15 protein-coding genes and 1 riboswitch are annotated in these 17,473 nt (G+C 61.1%); of the genes, 5 read left to right on the plus strand and 10 right to left on the minus strand.

Annotation, left to right across the window (positions count from 1 at the left end; genetic code table 11):
* Positions 1-2: 2 nt before the first annotated feature.
* Positions 3-1,172, plus strand: a complete 1,170-nt coding sequence (locus GH983_RS10080; RefSeq protein WP_153762331.1) for a DUF2865 domain-containing protein — start codon at positions 3-5, stop codon at positions 1,170-1,172.
* On the opposite strand, the gene bluB is transcribed toward GH983_RS10080, so the two are convergent.
* From bluB to GH983_RS10100, 4 genes are all read right to left on the minus strand, one after another.
* Positions 1,129-1,866, minus strand: a complete 738-nt coding sequence (gene bluB / locus GH983_RS10085; protein WP_153762332.1) for a 5,6-dimethylbenzimidazole synthase — start codon at positions 1,864-1,866, stop codon at positions 1,129-1,131. The genes GH983_RS10080 and bluB overlap by 44 nt on opposite strands.
* Positions 1,867-1,906: 40 nt before the next feature.
* Positions 1,907-2,097: riboswitch (cobalamin riboswitch) on the minus strand.
* A 39-nt stretch (positions 2,098-2,136) separates the two neighbouring features.
* Entirely contained in the window at positions 2,137-2,973 is an 837-nt protein-coding gene (locus GH983_RS10090) for a TolB family protein (protein ID WP_153763589.1), read from the minus strand.
* 19 nt (positions 2,974-2,992) lie between these two features.
* On the minus strand, positions 2,993-3,328 hold the full coding sequence (locus tag GH983_RS10095) for a hypothetical protein (RefSeq protein WP_069041214.1): 336 nt from the start codon (positions 3,326-3,328) through the stop codon (positions 2,993-2,995).
* Between the two features lie 2 nt (positions 3,329-3,330).
* A complete protein-coding gene (locus GH983_RS10100) occupies positions 3,331-5,010 on the minus strand; it encodes an NAD+ synthase (RefSeq protein WP_153762333.1) in 1,680 nt (559 codons plus the stop codon).
* A gap of 170 nt (positions 5,011-5,180) precedes the next feature.
* Between GH983_RS10100 and GH983_RS10105 the strand changes: the two genes are divergently transcribed.
* Positions 5,181-7,142, plus strand: coding sequence for an LTA synthase family protein (locus tag GH983_RS10105; protein WP_194842814.1), 1,962 nt, complete (start codon positions 5,181-5,183; stop codon positions 7,140-7,142).
* Positions 7,143-7,345: 203 nt separating this feature from the next.
* A complete protein-coding gene (locus tag GH983_RS10110; RefSeq protein WP_069041211.1) occupies positions 7,346-8,242 on the plus strand; it encodes a hypothetical protein in 897 nt (298 codons plus the stop codon).
* Positions 8,243-8,248: 6 nt separating this feature from the next.
* On the opposite strand, the gene GH983_RS10115 is transcribed toward GH983_RS10110, so the two are convergent.
* On the minus strand, positions 8,249-8,644 hold the full coding sequence (locus tag GH983_RS10115; protein ID WP_153762334.1) for a GFA family protein: 396 nt from the start codon (positions 8,642-8,644) through the stop codon (positions 8,249-8,251).
* 82 nt (positions 8,645-8,726) lie between these two features.
* Complete coding sequence (locus GH983_RS10120) at positions 8,727-10,103, minus strand: class II 3-deoxy-7-phosphoheptulonate synthase (protein ID WP_054151026.1); 1,377 nt, start codon at positions 10,101-10,103, stop codon at positions 8,727-8,729.
* A gap of 241 nt (positions 10,104-10,344) precedes the next feature.
* On the opposite strand from GH983_RS10120, the gene GH983_RS10125 reads away from it, so the two are divergent.
* Positions 10,345-11,202 carry an alpha/beta fold hydrolase gene (locus GH983_RS10125; RefSeq protein WP_153762335.1) on the plus strand — a complete coding sequence of 286 codons (858 nt, stop codon included), beginning with the start codon at positions 10,345-10,347 and terminating at the stop codon, positions 11,200-11,202.
* A 444-nt stretch (positions 11,203-11,646) separates the two neighbouring features.
* On the opposite strand, the gene gor is transcribed toward GH983_RS10125, so the two are convergent.
* The 3 genes from gor to rpiA form a co-directional block, all read right to left on the minus strand.
* The gene (gor, locus tag GH983_RS10130) at positions 11,647-13,035 is read right to left on the minus strand and encodes a glutathione-disulfide reductase (protein ID WP_069041208.1); all 1,389 of its coding nucleotides are present in this window, start codon (positions 13,033-13,035) and stop codon (positions 11,647-11,649) included.
* A gap of 115 nt (positions 13,036-13,150) precedes the next feature.
* Complete coding sequence (locus GH983_RS10135) at positions 13,151-13,690, minus strand: DUF2059 domain-containing protein (RefSeq protein WP_054151029.1); 540 nt, start codon at positions 13,688-13,690, stop codon at positions 13,151-13,153.
* Positions 13,691-13,707: 17 nt separating this feature from the next.
* Entirely contained in the window at positions 13,708-14,409 is a 702-nt protein-coding gene (rpiA, locus tag GH983_RS10140) for a ribose-5-phosphate isomerase RpiA (RefSeq protein WP_153762336.1), read from the minus strand.
* Positions 14,410-14,555: 146 nt separating this feature from the next.
* Between rpiA and GH983_RS10145 the strand changes: the two genes are divergently transcribed.
* Positions 14,556-15,227: an HAD family hydrolase gene (locus tag GH983_RS10145; protein ID WP_153762337.1), complete on the plus strand. Its 672-nt coding sequence runs from the start codon at positions 14,556-14,558 to the stop codon at positions 15,225-15,227.
* A gap of 67 nt (positions 15,228-15,294) precedes the next feature.
* Here GH983_RS10145 and GH983_RS10150 read toward each other — a convergent pair whose 3' ends face one another.
* Complete coding sequence (locus GH983_RS10150; RefSeq protein ID WP_153762338.1) at positions 15,295-17,166, minus strand: murein L,D-transpeptidase; 1,872 nt, start codon at positions 17,164-17,166, stop codon at positions 15,295-15,297.
* Positions 17,167-17,473: the final 307 nt, after the last annotated feature.

Here is a 17,473-nt window from a genome sequence, read left to right on the forward strand (position 1 = left end):
GGATGGCCGCTCGCGCCTCCGCCACGTCATCCGTCATTTTCATTTGGCCGGCACTCGGCTATCCTGATGTCACTAGGGTCGTCCTCCGCCCTGCAAACGACAACTGGGATCCGGATGTGCCGAGCAGGATAGTCAGTTCCATTGCTTTGCTGATCGCCCTCGGCAGCGCGCTGCCGAACGAGGCTGAGGCCTCGGCGCTCTGCGAGCGGCTGCGCGACAGGCTGGTTCTGGTCGAACAGGGCGGACAGTCGCCTGAAATCAACAGCTATGCCAGCGCCATAGCCCAGCAGAACCTCGAACTGCGCAAGGCGCGCCAGGATCAGCGGCGGCTGCGATGCCTGACCTCGTCCATCGTCCGGATCCGTCCCGATGGCGGCAATGACTGCAGCGATCTGGCATCGGCAATCTCCCGCATGGAGGCCAATCGCGACATCCTGGCAGCAAGGCTTTTGGATCTGCGCGAAAGCCGCGTAGAAGATGCGCGCGCCGCCCTCGTCACAGCACTTGAGGCGAATGGCTGTGGACCGGATCAAGCGGCTTATCCGGAGGAGGCCGAGCGCATCCCCTACCTCGACACGCTGGCGGAACCCTATCGCCCGGACCGGGCAGCCGAAGCCGCCTACTCAGCGCCGCCCCCGCCGATGAGCATGATGCCCAGCGGCAATGTCCGCACGCTGTGTGTGCGCACCTGCGATGGCGGTTTCTTCCCGATCTCGTCACAGACCTCGGCGATGAACTTCGGCCGCGATGCGGCGCAATGCCAGCAGATGTGTCCGGGCACGGAAACGGAGCTGTTTTTCCACGCGCCGGAGCGCAGCGAGACCGTGGACATGATCTCGGCAGTCAGCGGCCGCCCCTATCGCGATCTGCCCAATGCCTTCCTCTACCGCAACCGACGCAGCGACGCGGAACCCGCCTGCGCCTGCAACCTGCAGCAATACTACCAACGCATGACGCCGCGTCCGGCCGTACCGGACTACCAGTCGTCCGTCATCGAAGTTGCACCGGGAAAACGGGAGGCTGCGTCAGCGACGGTGCCTGCCACGGAGCGCGTGCTGGATGAGGCCAGCCTCAACGTACGCCGCGTCGGCCCGGCCTTCCTCCCCTCCGACAAGGGCACGATCGACCTCAGGAACCCGGCGACGTCAGGTCCACAGCCGCTGCAGGAGTGATCGGCCGTTCCCCGATCTGGCCCCAGCTTTCCTCGAAGATCAAATCGTCGAGCGGCAATCGCTTGCGCCATCCCTTCACCTCAAGCTCCGGCGTCGCATAGAGTTCGTCGACATAGCCGAGGCAGAGGTAGCCAATGATCTGGATCCGCTCCGGGATGCCAAGGAGCGCCTTCACCTCGGCCTCGTGGAAGATGCTGACCCATCCAAGCCCGACCCCTTCTGCACGTGCTGCGAGCCAGAGATTCTGGATGGCGCAGACAGTCGAGAAGGCGTCCATCCTGACATCATGGGTGCGTCCGAGCACGACGGGTCCCGCACGATCGGGATCACAGGTGACGCAGATGTTGAGCAGCGCCTTGCGGATGCCTTCCAGTTTCAGGGATCGATAGGCGTCCCGCTGCTCGACCGGAAACATTGCCTCTGCCTCCTCGTTCGCCCGCAGAAACGCTTGCCAGATGGCCTCGCGCTTTCGAGCAGAGCGGATCAGCAGGAAACTCCAGGGCTGCATGAAGCCCACGGAGGGCGCGGCATGCGCCGCTTCGAGCAATCGCCGCACCAGATCATCCGGCAGCGGATCAGAGCGAAACTGGTCGCGGACGTCGCGTCGCGTGTGAATGGCTCGGTAGACGGCCTGTTTGTCCTGATCGGCGAAGGGCGCCGTCCGGACGAGGAACTCGTTCGGTCTGTCGTGCATCGTAATCCCCACAATGCGCAACCACCCGCCGTCCATGCGGGAAAGGTCTATCTCGCCAGGCCGGTCTTCTGACTGGGCATCATCCAGGATGCGCGCCTTCCCGGATTGCTCCAGTGGCCGGGTTTCCCCTCGCGCATCATGTCCGCCTCACAGCGTTGGGCACGTGCCGGATTTTCGCCGGCTTCCCGATTCTCTCACCTAACGGCAAGCACCTGACGTAGGATCAATACCGCAAGAACCAGCCGCAGGACAGAGTGGAATGCGACAGGCTCAAGCCTCGACCGGGAAGTAGCGGACAAAGGCGAAAGCTGATCCGTCCGGCGCCCAGTTCGGCACATTGATCGAGCCCTGACCGCCGAAGAACTCGATAAGTGTTTCGACATTGCCGCCATCGGCGTCCATCAGCCGAAGTCGCACCTGCTTGTCGCGCGGATGACCTTCGACATCGGCATCGTAGGAGAGGAAGAGTATCTTCTTCCCATCCGGCGAAGGATGCGGGAACCAGTCACCATAACCGTCTGAGGTCAGCTGCTGCAGGTCGCTGCCATCGATGCGCATGCGCCAGATCTGCATGGCGCCGGTACGGCTGGAGTTGAAATAGATCCACTGACCATCAGGCGAGTAATCAGGACCATCATTGTGCCCTTCGCCGTTGGTCAGCCGCCGCTCGACCCCGCCCTTGGTCGAGATGGTATAGATATCGAAGGCGCCGTTGCGCTCGCCGCAATAGGCAAGCTCCTTACCGTCCGGCGACCAGCCGTGCCAGTAGGACGGCATTTTGTCGGTGACCTGGCGCGGCTCGTCGTCACCATCACCCAGCAGGTAGATGCAGGACTTGCCGAAAAGCGTATGATCGGAAAACGCGATCGAGGCGCCATCGGGCGAGATCCCATGATCGTTGTTGAGCCGCACGGCAAAACCCGTGTCGATCAGCTCCGGTTCGGGATCGTCTTCGTCGAGCGGCAACGCATAAAGAAGACCATCGCCGTTGATGACCAGAAACTCGCCATCGCGCGACCAGTTGGGCGCCTCGACGAGGTCATCCGTCTGCCAGACGACCTCGCATTCACGGGTCGTCATATCGTAGATCTCGACCGAACTGCGCATCATGGTCTCCTTGGAAAAGTCAGTCTGCGGTCGAGCGATTTTCCATCGCCTGGCGCAGTTTGGCGAAGATCGCCCGGCCCGTCTGCTCAACATGAGCACTGCGCCATTCGGTGTAGAAACCCCAGATCAGGCTGACGTTCAGCGTGAGAAACCCGATGCCGAGCATCTTGTAGCTCCCGTCCCACAGGCCGTAGCAGCCAATCGCGATCGAGGGCAGGAAATAGGCGGCGCCCGAGAGCGTCCGGTACAGCCCGCTATCCTGATTGTCATGCGCTCCGACAGCAAAGATATAGCTGCGCTCCTCCGCCGTGAAATCAGGCAAAGCAGCCAAGGCATCGATATCCTCTATCGACACGCTCAGCGATCCCGGAACCGGTTCGTGATCGGATAGCGGCGATCACGTCCGAAGTTCTTCTTGGTGATCTTCACGCCCGGCGCCGACTGGCGACGCTTGTATTCGGCGAGATAGAGCAGATGCTCGACCCGGTGAACGGTCGCAATGTCATGGCCGCGCGCGACGATCTCGTCGACACCCATCTCTTTTTCGACGAGGCATTCGAGAATGTCGTCAAGCACCGGATAGGGCGGCAGGGAATCCTGGTCGGTCTGGTTCGGGCGCAGTTCCGCAGACGGCGCCTTCGACAGGATATTCGCAGGGATCACCTCGCCGGACGGACCAAGCGCACCGGGCGGCACGTTTTCGTTGCGCCAGGCCGAGAGCGCATAGACCTGCATCTTGTAGAGGTCCTTGATCGGATTGAAGCCGCCATTCATGTCGCCGTAGAGCGTGGCATAACCCACCGACATCTCGGACTTGTTGCCGGTCGTCACCACCATCGAGCCGAACTTGTTGGAGATCGCCATCAGGATCGTGCCACGCGTCCGGCTCTGCAGGTTCTCTTCGGTAATGCCGCTCTCGGTCCCCTCGAACATGTCGGAAAGCGACGAGAGGAAACCTTCGACCGGTTCCTGGATCGGCACGATGTCATAGTGGCAGCCCAGCGCCTTGGCGCAGGCCTCGGCATCGGAGAAGCTCTCCTGCGAGGTATAGCGGTAAGGCAGCATGATCGTGCGCACCCGCTCCTCGCCGAGCGCATCCACGGCGATCGCCGCACAGATGGCGGAATCGATGCCACCCGAAAGCCCGAGCACGACGCTCTTGAAGCCGTTCTTGTTAACATAATCGCGAAAGCCGAGCACGCAGGCGCGATAGTCGGCCTCTTCCTTTTCCGGAATGCGCGACATCGGCCCCTGATCGCAACGCCAGCCATCCGCGGTCCGCTTCCAGGTCGTGACAGACAGCGTCTCCTCGAACTGGCTCATCTGGAAGGCGAGCGACTTGTCACCGTTGAAGGCGAAGCTTGCACCATCGAAGACCAGTTCGTCCTGACCACCGAGCTGGTTGGCGAAGATCAGCGGCAGGCCGGTCTCGATCACCTGGCGGAGCGCCACCTGATGACGGATATCCACCTTGCCACGATAATAGGGCGAGCCGTTCGGCACGAGCAGGATTTCGGCCCCCGTCTCGGCCAGCGTCTCGCAGACGCCGAGATCGTTCCAGATCTCTTCGCAGATCGGCACGCCGATCCGCACACCGCGGAAATTGACCGGTCCCGGCATCTCGCCTTCGGTAAACACCCGCTTCTCGTCGAATTCGCCATAGTTCGGAAGATCGATCTTGTCGCGGAAGGCGAGGATCTTGCCGCCATCGAGGATAGCGACGGAGTTGTGCCGTCCCTTCTCACCCTGACGCGGAAAGCCGACAATGACGCCCGGTCCGCCATCGGCGGTATCAGCCGCGAGCGCTTCTACAGCCTGCAGGCAGGCTTTCAGGAAGGACGGTTTCAGGACGAGATCTTCGGGCGGATAGCCGGAAATGAAGAGCTCCGTCAGCAAGACGAGGTCAGCCCCCTGCCCGGCAGCGTCCGCACGAGCCGCACGGGCCTTGGCAAGATTGCCGACGACATCGCCGACAACAGGATTGAACTGTGCCACCGCAATGCGCAGGACGTCGGAGATCTTCTTTGTTTCGCTCATGACACCGATTTAGCGGCTCGTCGCACGGATCGCAACGTCGCTTCTTTCGAAGGCGGACTGCAGGCGAGCCCGACACTAACCAAACCGCGGAAAACACCGGGAACTTAAGCTCATATGTCGTGGTTCATGTAGCATTCATGACGCTTATGTGACACCTATGCGAACCTTTGATGACACCCTCCCATGATCTGGAGTTAGACGTGGTCCAAACGAGCCCGAAATCGCGAGTCGCAACAATTGTCAGCGCCTTTGGCGCGGTGCGCGAACGCGAATACGGCAGCTCCGCAATCGTCCAGCTCGCAATCCAGCTGATCAACACCGCACTGATCGCCGTCGCCATTGTCTTGCTGAGCGAGATCCTGGCGCGAGGCACCATGGTCGATGTGGTTGACTACATGACGGAGTCGAGCCGTCCGGGTCTGGTGGCGGTCGGCATCGTATTCCTGATACTCGCCTTTGCAGATGCCATCATTGGCAAGGCTTATCAGTCGACACTTCTCGTCGCCCCGCTGGCACTCCTGCCGGCCTTTTTCTCCGGCCAGAAACAGCTCTTCCTGTCGGATCCGCTCTTTCCCAGCGACCTTCTCTTTGGTCGCCAGATCCTGCAGCTCCTGCCGGCTATGGTCGCCGCAGAACCGATGAAGGCAGTCGCACTCGCAATTGGCGGCTTTGTTGCCGTTGCGGCCTTTGTCGCGCTGATCTGGAAGAGCCGGAAGGTCTTCCCACGCCTCAACCTGACATGCCGCGGAGTTCGGGCTGCTCTTGCCATTCCGCTGCTCGCCGGCTTCGCGTCGCTGATGGATCCAATGACCTTCTCGGCATTGCGTGATCGGCTGAACATCGTGCCGATGATGTGGGACCAGAAAGAAAACTATCGCCACAACGGCTTCCTGCTTGCATTCGCCTTCAACGTACCGATGGCCAACGTCGCAGCACCCGACGGCTACAGCAAGGTCGCAATCACCGACATGCAGACCGATCTGCTGCCGGCCTCCTTCTTCTCCGGCCGTCAGGCCGATGTCATCGTCGTGATGAGCGAATCCCTCTGGGATCCGACCCGCATGAGCAGCATCCGCTATTCGGCGGATCCGATGCCGACCATCCGTCAGAGCCAATCCGGCCACGTCTTCTCGCCGGAATTCGGCGGTATGACCGCCAATGTCGAATTCGAGGCCTTGACCGGTTTCTCGAACGCCTTCCTGCCCTATGGCAGCATCCCCTATCAGCAGTATATCCGCCGCCCGGTCCCCTCGCTTGCGACCTTCTTTGAATCCAAGGGCTATGTGACGAAGGCCTTCCACCCCTTCCAGGGCTGGTTCTGGAACCGCAACAACGTCTACCAGTCGCTGGGCTTCCGCCAGTTCCATTCGGAAGAAACGATGCCGGCCATGGACAAGCGGGGCATCTTTGCGTCCGACGACGCGCTGACAAGCTACATCATCAAGGAGGCCGACAACACGGACGAGCCCTTCTTCTTCTTTGCCGTCACGCTGCAGGGCCACGGCCCTTACGAGCGCAACCGCTATGCAAAGAATACGATCGGCGTGGACGCACCCACCCTGTCCGAGCACAACGTGAGCGCACTGGAGACCTACACGCAGGGTGTGAAGGAAGCCGACCAGAGCCTCAAGGATCTGATGGACTGGGCAAAGAAGCGGCGCCGCGAAACGATCATTGTGCTGTTCGGCGACCATCTGCCACCGCTGAACGAGGTCTATACAGAAAGCGGCTACATGGCGAATGTGGTGGCGACCCGCAAGGCGTCGGTCGAGACGATGAAGCGCGAGCATGAGACGCCGCTGGTCGTCTGGTCGTCGAAGCGTGGCGTCCAGAAGGATATCGGCTCCGTCAGCCCGTCGCAGCTGCCCTATTACATCGTGCGTATGGCAGGTTACCGCCATCCCTATTACACCGGCATGCTCGGTCGTGTGGCCGAACGTTACGCCGTCATCGACCGCCATCAGCTGATTGGCCGTAACAACAAGGCCCAGGCCGATTGGGCCCTTTCGGGCCGGATCGATCCGCTAATCCGCGACTATCGCCTGCTTCAGCATGACGTGATGTTCGGCGAAGGCTACGGTATGGATCGTTTCTTCCCGGAACAGTCGGGTAGACTTCAGCCCAGCAGCTAAGTCGGCCGTTACTTGCGATCACAATTATCCATAAAGAGAGTTTGACGGGGAACTGCTATTGCAGAGCCCCCCGATTTCGGCCATAGACTTTTTTTGTTCGACAAATCAGAGTTCTTGACAGTATTGCGAATGCTGTCGTGTCCGGATTGCGTGTGTAGCCGGACCCTTTGTTGGCACTCATAGTTTAGAGACGAGCCATTGCCATGCCGTTTTTGACGCGCGCCGAAATATTTGCACATCAGCTTTACCCGGCCATCGAAAAACAGATTGCCCAGCACCTGATTGCGATCCACATGCGCACACCGCGCATGTCGCGTCTCAAGGCATCGCATCGCAAGTGGCTGATGACGCAGTCGGTCTTTGCGCTGGCACTGCGGCGCACGCCTGATGATCCGCTGTCGGGTTTGACGGCCACTCGTTTCGTCGAAACGGTCATGCGCCTTGGCGCAGCCAGCCGCAACACGGCAACTGGCTACCTCGCCGAGCTGGTCGCCTACAAGTTCTTGCGGGATGTTCCCGAAGTGCCCGACAAGCGCGTGCGCGTCCTCGAACCGACGGAACTCAGCCTGAATGGCCTGAGAAGCTGGTTCAACGGGCACCTCGCCTGCCTAGACCGCCTCGATGGCGGAAACCGGGAAATGACATCGCATGCGGAAGAGCGGATTTTCCTGATCGCCCAGCCGATCGGCGCTGAGCTTATGGTGGGCGATCCGATTTGGCGCGATCCGCCGGATACGATCGGCCATTTCCTGTGGTCTGATCTCGGCGGCATCATACTGCACGATCTGATCTCTCGCCTGGACGACGTGAACCGCACGGCCGAGGCCCATTCCTGCGGCCCGGTCAGCCTCACGGATCTCAGCGAGACCTATCAGGTTTCGACCACCAACCTGAAACGCATGTTCAAAAAGGCCGAGACCGAGAACCTGCTGCATTGGGAACAGCCGCGACGCCGGGGTGATCTGATGCTCAGCAGCCGCTTCGTCGAGGATTATTTCGGCTGGCAATCCGCCAAATTCGCCGCCGTCGATCTCTCCTACCACAAGGCCCTGGCGGAACTCGGGATCGAGACAGCAGACGCCGACTCCGCCGCAGCCTGACGACGCTCAGTCGCGGCTCGCAGCATATTGCGGCAGTCCGTCATTGATCTCGTAGAAGTCGCCCTTGTCGGCGCAGAAGATGTGGTAGCCGCCTTCGAACTCCGTCGGGTTGGGGAAAAGGCCGGCCAGGAGCGAAATCCTGCCCTCTCCATCACCCTTCCAGTAGAGTGCCGAGCCACACTGGCGGCAGAAGGCCCGCTCCGCGTCGGCGCTTGCACGAAAGGTCCCTATGCTATCGCGCCCCGTGATCTCGACGTCTGTGATCAGGGCATCGGTCGTCGCGTAGTAGAGCCCGGTCTGTCTCCGGCACTGCGAGCAGTGACAATAGCTGACCGGACCAAGTTTTCCGCGAACCGTGATCGTCACTGCGCCGCACAGGCAACGCCCTGTCTTGTCTTGCATGTTATCCACCTCCGAAACGAGAACCGGGCGAGCTTCGTGGAAGCCCGCCCGGTCGTCAAACTCGGAAAGCTGAACCTATGCTTCAGCCGTTCGCAACCATCATCCGCTTTTCGTCGCGGCCACTCTTCATCCGCTCGGCGAGCAGGAAGGCCAGCTCCAGCGCCTGGTCGGCATTGAGGCGCGGGTCGCAATGGGTGTGGTAACGGTCCGCAAGATCGTTGCCGGTGACCGCGCGCGCGCCGCCGGTGCATTCGGTCACGTCCTTGCCGGTCATCTCGATATGGATGCCGCCCGGATGCGAGCCTTCCGCACGGTGGATCTGGAAGAAGCTCTCGACTTCCGACAGGATCCGCTCGAACGGGCGGGTCTTGTAGTTGTTGAGCGTGATCGTGTTGCCATGCATCGGATCGCAGGACCACACGACCTTGCGGCCTTCGCGCTCGACAGCACGGATAAGACGCGGCAGGTGCTCGGCAACCTTGTCGTGACCGAAACGGCAGATCAGCGTCAGGCGACCGGCCTCGTTCTGCGGGTTCAGGATGTCGATCAGGTTCAAGAGATCGTCCGCCTGCAGCGATGGGCCGCATTTCAAACCGATCGGGTTCTTGATGCCGCGGCAGTATTCCAGATGCGCATGGTCGGCCTGGCGGGTACGGTCGCCGATCCAGATCATGTGGCCGGATGTGGCATACCAGTCGCCCGAGGTGGAATCGACGCGCGTCAGTGCTTCCTCGTAGCCGAGAAGCAGCGCTTCGTGGCTGGTGAAGAAATCGGTTTCGCGCAGGCTCGGATTGTTTTCCGAGGTGATGCCGACGGCCTTCATGAAGTCCATCGTTTCAGAGATGCGATCGGCGAGCTTGCGGTAACGCTCGGCCTGCGGGCTGTCCTTGATGAAGCCGAGCATCCACTGATGGACGTTTTCGAGGTTGGCATAGCCACCCATGGCGAAAGCGCGCAGCAGGTTGAGCGTCGCGGCCGACTGACGATAGGCCATCAGCTGCCGTTCCGGGCTCGGAATGCGTGCGTCCTCGGTGAACTCGATGCCGTTGATGATGTCGCCACGGTAGCTCGGAAGCTCGACGTCGCCAATCTTTTCCATGTCGGACGAGCGCGGCTTGGCAAACTGGCCGGCGATACGACCGACCTTGACCACCGGCAGCTGCGCACCGAAGGTCAGGACAACGGCCATCTGCAGGAAGGCGCGGAAGAAGTCGCGGATATTGTCGGCGCCATGCTCGGCGAAGCTCTCGGCGCAGTCGCCGCCCTGCAGCAGGAATGCCTCGCCTTCGGCGACCTGGGCAAGCGACTTCTTCAGGCGACGGGCTTCACCCGCAAAGACCAGCGGCGGATAGGTCGAGAGCTGCTGCTCGGCAGCCTTCAATGCATCGAGGTCCGGATAAGCCGGAACCTGCTTGATGGGCTTCTGTCTCCAGCTGCTCGGGGTCCAATTCTGCGCCATGGTCTTCACCTGTCTGAAACTAACTGCGGCAACCTCCCGGCCGCATCGGATGGGGGCTTATAAACGGTTAATCTCCGCTTGCAAAGCCGTAGTTTAGGGACTTTCGAAGGGTGGGACACCGGGGGCGGACATCGTCCACATGAGGAAAAGTCGCCTCATCCGGACGAACCTAGCCCTGCGCTTGATATGACATGAACGTAAACGTAAGATCTGAGTTGACATCCGGAACGGGAGGTTCGGCATGACGCAACACTTGATGGAAAAATCCGAGATCCAGTTCGAAACCACGGATCATTTCCCCCTGCACGGCACATTGATGCGCGGCAGCGGCAATGGTCCGCTGGCTCTCATCTCATCGGCCGCCGCCGTACCCCGCGGGTTTTACGCCCGCTTCGCCGAACACCTCGTAAGCCATCACGGTTTCAGAGCCGCACTGACCTACGACTATCGCGGGGTCGCCGGCTCACAGGCTCCGCGCCACTGGAAACGTCCTTTGCTGATGCGCGACTGGGCTCATTTCGACATGCCCGCCGCCCTGCATCGGCTTGAACTGGAAGCACCTGATCACCCGCTCGTCGGCATCGGCCAGTCCTTCGGCGGACAGGTGCTTGCCCTTGGCGGGCGCTCGAAGCGCTTCTCCCGCTATCTGATGGTGGCGACAATGACGGGCTACTGGGGCAACACAAAGCCGCGCTTTCGTGTCTTCAGCCAGATGAACCTCGTCGGCGTTCCCCTGGCAACGCTGCTCGGCAGGGTCCCAGGCCAGATCGGCCTTGGCCAGACCCTGCCAGGCACCATCTTCCGGGAATGGGCGCGCTGGGGCAGACATCCCGAATACTTCTTCGCCGACCCGACGATGGATGCCGCCCGCCGCTTTGCGGAAGTCGAGACCCCGATCCTCGCGATCGGCCTGACCGACGATCCCTGGGGCACGCCGAAAGCGCAGCAGGCGCTGCTCAAATACTACAACCGTGCTCCGACGGAGATCCGCTGGATTTCGCCGGAGGAAGCTGGCGGCCGCGTCGGACACCTTGGCTTCTTCCGATCAGCCTTCAAAGACACATTGTGGCAGCCGGCAATCGACTGGTTGAAACGTTGAGCAACTGCTGCACCGCACCATCGTTACCCACATGATTCACAGGGGCAATCCCGTCGCCGCATCAGCATTTCCTTGCAAAGCAAATCATTGATGCCAGCATGTAATGTCTGAAGGGACTGTGAGTTAAGCAGTCGTTCATGGATCCGGTCGGAGGCAAGCCTCACGCAAGCCTCGACCTCTACCTCGGCCACCCGGGGGCGTAGCGTGGTGTTCGGGAAGTTTCGGCTTCCCGCGTTGATCATGAGGATCGTGTGATGGCGTATGATTGGACTGGCATACAAACCCGAAAGAGCCGCAGACTGCGGATCATCCTGCTCTCTCTCCTGAGCCTCGCCGCCCTGTCGGCACCCGTTCTGGGCCTGGATCTCATCTCGAAACTTTGAGTGGCGAAGGCGGGCCTTTTCGAGGCCCGCAATGCCTGCCGAGCGTGAGAGCGGCGACGGATCAGACCCGTTCGCCGTTCCTGATCCGGTAGCTCGGCGTGTACATGGTTACAAGTTCTTCCGCTGCCGTCGGATGAACCGCCATGGTCCGGTCGAAGTCATCCTTGGTGCAGCCGGCCTTCAGCGTGATGCCGAGAAGCTGCGCCATCTCGCCGGCGTCGTGTCCAAGAATGTGCGCGCCGACAACCTTGCGATCGGCCGCATTGACGATCAGCTTCATGATCATCTTCTCGGCGCGCCCCGACAGCGTCGCCTTCATCGGGCGGAACTGCGCTCGATAGACCTCGATCTCCTCGAACTTCTTCGCCGCGGCTTCTTCGGAGAGGCCAACCGTTCCGATTTCCGGCTGCGAGAAGACGGCGGTGGCAATCAGTTCGTGGTCAGGCGACGTCGGATTGTTCTTGTACTCCGTCTCGATGAAACACATCGCTTCGTGAATGGCGACGGGGGTCAACTGGACACGATCCGTGACGTCGCCGAGCGCGAAGACGCTCGGCACATTGGTGCGGGAATATCTGTCGACCACGATCGCACCGCGCTCGTTGGTCTCCACACCCGCAGCTTCGAGCCCAAGGCCCGTCGTGTTCGGATCGCGGCCGAGCGCCAGCATCACCTGCTCCACGACAAGCCGACCATTGTTGATCGTCTCGACTTCCAGATTGCCGGCGGCTGACTTCGACACCTTCTGGATGTGGTCATGGCAGATGATGCGAATACCCTTGGCTTCCATCGCCTCGTGCAAGCCGCGCCGCATGTCCAGGTCAAAGCGGCTGAGGATTTCCGCCCCGCGATAGATCAGCGTCGTCTCGACACCAAGCCCGTGGAAGATGTTGGCAAACTCCACCGCAATATAACCGCCGCCGGCGATCAGGATCGATCGCGGCAGCGCCTCCAGATGGAAGGCCTCATTGGAGGAAATGCAGAATTCGTGGCCAGGAAGTGCGGCATGGGGATTGGCGGCACCACCAACGGCCACGACGATGCGCTCGGCGGTCACCTCCTTGCCGGACTTCACCAGACGAACGCTATGCGGCCCGGTCAATTCGGCGCGCGTCTCCAGGATTTCGACGCCGGCGTTATCCAGCCCCTTGCGATAGAGGCCTTCGAGGCGCGCTATCTCCTTGTCCTTGGCCGCAATCAGCGACGGCCAGTCGAACCGGCTTTCTCCGACGGTCCAGCCGTAGCCCGCGGCATCTTCGAAATGTTCGTGGAACTGCGACGCATAAACGAACAGCTTCTTCGGCACGCAGCCCCGGATCACGCAGGTGCCGCCAAACCGGTACTCTTCTGCGATTGCAACCTTTTTGCCGAGGGATGCCGCGACCCGCGCACTGCGCACCCCGCCGGAGCCGCCACCGATGACGAAGAGGTCATAGTCGAATTGGCTCATGGGGGATCTCCTGCCCGGTCGGGCTCTTGCTGCAACTGCGCCTGATATAGGAGGCGAGAGCACAAAAAGAAAAGCCCGGGTTTTCGCCCGGGCTTAAAAATCAACGCTGGTCGACTTACGGCTGCGCCGCTTCAGCGGCAGGCTGTTCTGCCTGGACCTCGGCAAGCAGCGAATCATTCGCCTGCTGTTCCAGATCGCGTGCAATACCGGCAGTCCAGATATCCGCGGCCTTCAGCAGTTCGCGGGTGGCGATCGGACCATCCTTGAGAAGCTTCTTGCCCGTTTCGCTGCCGTAGAAGGCGGAGATCTCGTTCAGTTCCGCAGCGGTGAAGGCATTCGCGTAAACGACGGCTGCTTCACGCTCCAGATCGGCACGGCGCGCGGCGAGCTTGAGGGCTTCCTCTTCGACCTTCGCCGAGATGACGTCCTGCAGATTCGGATAGGCCTGGATGAGCTGGGCGGTCAGCCGGTCGACGATGTTCGGCAGGATGGCATCGAAGCGATCGGTCACGCCGAGTGCGCTGATCGCCTCGCGTGCAGCCTGCAGATGCTCTGCCGGCACATCCTGGGCCTTGGCGGAGACCGCACCCAGCATGACGCTACCGGCAATCACGGCGATCGAGGCGAAGCGGCCCATACGCGTAAAGCTGATCATGAAATTCTATGCTCCTGTTAGTTCTTCGGCTCCAGCACTCGCGCACCTGCCGGTCCGGCGATGATTGCAAGCGATGCCAGGTTTATGAAAAGGCCGTGTTCCACCACGCCGGGGATTTGATTGAGCCGGCTTGCCAGTGCGTCTGCATCAGGAATGCGGCCAAAAGATGCGTCCAGAATGAGGTGACCGCCATCCGTCATGTACAGGCTTTCATCCGACCGGGTCCTGAGCTTCATCGGTCCGGACAGGCCCAGTTCGGATGCCAGACGTTCGATGGCCAAGACGGTCGATGCCTGGCCGAACGGGTTGATCTCGATCGGCAGCGGGAACGCCCCAAGCGTGTCGACCAGCTTGGTTTCGTCGGCAATCACGATCATCCGTGTCGAAGCCGCAGCGACGATCTTCTCACGCAGCAGCGCACCGCCACCACCCTTGATCAGACGGAACTGCGGATCGATTTCATCAGCGCCATCGATGGTCAGATCGAGCTCGGGCAACTCGTCGAGCGACTTCAGCGGAACGCCGAGTTCGAGGCAGAGACGCGCCGTACGCTCGGAGGTCGGCACACCCTGCACCTTCAACCCACCGGCGACCTTCTCGGCCAGCAGGCGAACAAATTCCTCGGCCGTAGAACCGGTTCCGATCCCAAGACGCATGCCGTCTTCAACATGCTCCAGCGCCGCGGCTGCGGCCTTGATCTTCATTTCGCGGGCGTCCATGCGCCGAAAGCTCCCGTCCGTTTCGTTGGAAGCTGTTTACACGCCTCCTCGACCGAGTGAAAGCCCTGCATCGCCATGCGACATTGCCTTTTCAGAGGATTTCCCATAACCCGCGAACACATTGGAATTGTCTCGGGAGAGCCGGCTTGACCACCACGACCATCGTTTTCGACCTCGACGGTACCCTGATCGACACCGCACCCGATCTCGTTGAAAGCCTGAACCACACGATCGCGGCCCGCGATCTCGCACCCGTGAGCTACGAGGACCTGACGCATCTGGTCGGCCAGGGCGCGCGCGTGATGATCCAGCGCGCTTTTTCCCTGCGCGGCGCACCGATTGCAGAAGATGAGATCCCTGCCCTGCTCGACCGCTTCATCACCCACTATGAAGTCGGCATGCCGGGCAAGAGCCGCCCCTATCCCGGGCTGATCGAGGCACTCGAGCGAATGAAGGCTGCTGGCTATATTCTCGCTGTCTGCACCAACAAGATGGAGCGACTGGCGCTCCCGCTCCTCGAGCGTCTGGAACTAACAGCCTATTTCGCCACGATCACCGGCGGCGACACCTTCGCCTTTCGCAAACCGGATCCGGCGCATATTCTTGCGACGGTCGAGCGTGCCGGCGGTCAGCCAGGCAAGGTCCTGATGATCGGTGACAGCATCAACGACATCATGGCCGCCCGCAATGGCAACATCCCCTCGATCGCGGTGCCCTTCGGCTATTCGGACGTACCGGTGAAAGAGCTCGGCGCCTCGCGCATCATCAGCCATTTCGACGAACTCACGGTCGAACTCGTCGAACAGCTGGTTGACTGACACGGCCAAAATGCAAATGGCGGACCGAGGGGCCGCCATCCGTCATGCCACAAATCCGATCGCAAACTCAGACGCGCGGCGCACGCGCGTCGGTCGTCGCCTTGAACGCCTTGCCCGTAAAGTCGTCGCGGCTATAGACGTCATCGAAGTACTCGATCACGCCATCCTTGTTCGGCCAGGCCGTGAAGTAGGAGACGTAGACCGGGATCTTCTCCGGCACCTGCACGGCACGGTTCTGTCCCGATGCGATCTGCTTGCCAATCTCCTCGACGGTCGTGCCCATGACGGCTGCCGCCATCACTCGCGGCTCGGAGAGACGCACGCAACCATGGCTCAGCGCGCGCATGTCCCTGTTGAAGTAGCTCTTCGACGGGGTGTCGTGCATGTAGATGGCGTGTTCGTTCGGGAACAGGATCTTGAGTTCGCCCAGCGCATTGTCACCGCCCGGCGGCTGGCGCACATCGACCGCATGGGTGGCGTTCCAGTCGACCTGGCTTGAGGCCACTTTACGGCCACCATAGGAAACCTCATAGCCGAGACGATCGAGATAGGACGGATCGGCCCGGAGCTTCGGCAGCATCTCGTTGACAATGATCGACTTCGGCACGCCCCAATAGGGATTGAACTCGACGGTCTGGATCTGATCCTGGAAGAAATAGGTCTGGTTCGCCTTCGAACCGACAACCACCCGCATCGACAGCTGCTCCTTGCCCTCGTTGACATAGGTCGCCTCGAAGGCCGGTGCGTTGATGAAGACGTGACGCGAACCGAGATCGGCCGGCAGCCAACGGATCGCCTCCATGGCGACCTGCAGCTTGGCGATCTTCTCGGCATTGGTGTGACCGGTCATTGCCCGGATCGTTGCAGGACCAACGACACCGTCCGGCTTCAAGCCCTTCTCTTCCTGGAATTGCTCGACCAGGGCAACAAGTTCGGGGGTGTATTCCGGCGTCCCGGTATAGGCTGTCAGCGTCGCAGCATGCTGCGTGAGAACCGCGTCCGAAGCGACCTGCTTCAGGGCGCCAATGACCTGCGCCGTCTCCGGCTTGCTCTGGCCAGGCTTGAGAAGCGTGCCGGGCGCAATGGTGATGGTCTGCGTGTCGGCCTTAGCATCCTCGGCCTTCAGTCGCGCGAGCTCGTCGCGCAGTGCCACGAATTGCGGGCTCTTCGGATCGCGGTTGCGCAGATAGGCCGCGACGTCAGGGCTCATGCGCAGCATGTCGAGCACGGGCGCAACGTTCACGCCCTTGCGCTTGAAATCGTAGTAGCCGGAGATCTTGTTCGGATCGATCCGGCCGCGCGTGGTGTCCTGGACGTAGGTGAGAACCTTGGCGGACAGAGCAACCTCGAAGGCCATCAGTTCGCGCTGGCGTTTTTCGGGATCCGTCGGGTCGGCGGTCTCGGCCGGCATCGCCACAAGGTAATCGTCCGGCGACAGACCGACCGTGTCGGCGCTTGCGAGCGCCGGCATCATGGCGCGACCGCGCTCGGAAATACCGTCTTCACTGGTCCAGATCAGCGGCTTGTTGGGGTTGCCGTAGTAGGCCTCAACGGTCTTGGCGACTTCATCCGTAGCGCGGACGGAGACATCGGACAGAAAACGGCGGGCGCCAAGCACTTCTGCGGAAGGTGCTTCAGTCGATCCGGCTGCCGCTTCCGTCACCGGCAGCGTGATCTTGATCGCGCGCTGCGCCTCGGGCTTGTAAGTATAGTAACGCGGGCCGGCGATTTTCGGCAGCGGCTCGGGATCGCCCATTTCGAGGCCGCCCTGGGCCTGGCTCTCCAGCGAGGCGGGAGCTGCCTGCTCCTTTGCCTGGCGTCCGGGCCCACCCCGGAGAAGATCGAGAAGCGTGGTGGCGGCAGCATCGCCCGGAAGAGTTCCGACCGCAGTCGTCGCAGCAAGAAGTGCGGTGACTGCGAATTTCCTGTTTCTCGTCATTCTCTGTTCCATCTCCCGGTCCGAGTCACAAAAGGACTCGCGGCGCGTTTGGCCATGCGCGGATCACTAGCGGATCGGCATTTCATTGAAAAGTTGGACAATGTCATGCGGGTTCACCCGTCGGCCTCAACTTTGCGTGACCCGACCGGCGATTTCCGCCATCGCCTCAGCGCAAACTAAATGGAAATATTCGTTAAATTTTGATTGACGTTAACAAATCCCGCACAGAGACGACGGACGAACCCTTTCAAGCCGCGGACAAATAGTCGTGAGACGTGCCGGAAAGGACACAGCCGCCCGACATCAG

The sequence above is a fragment of the Agrobacterium sp. MA01 genome (genome assembly GCF_009650195.1).
Classification (GTDB): Bacteria; Pseudomonadota; Alphaproteobacteria; order Rhizobiales; family Rhizobiaceae; genus Allorhizobium.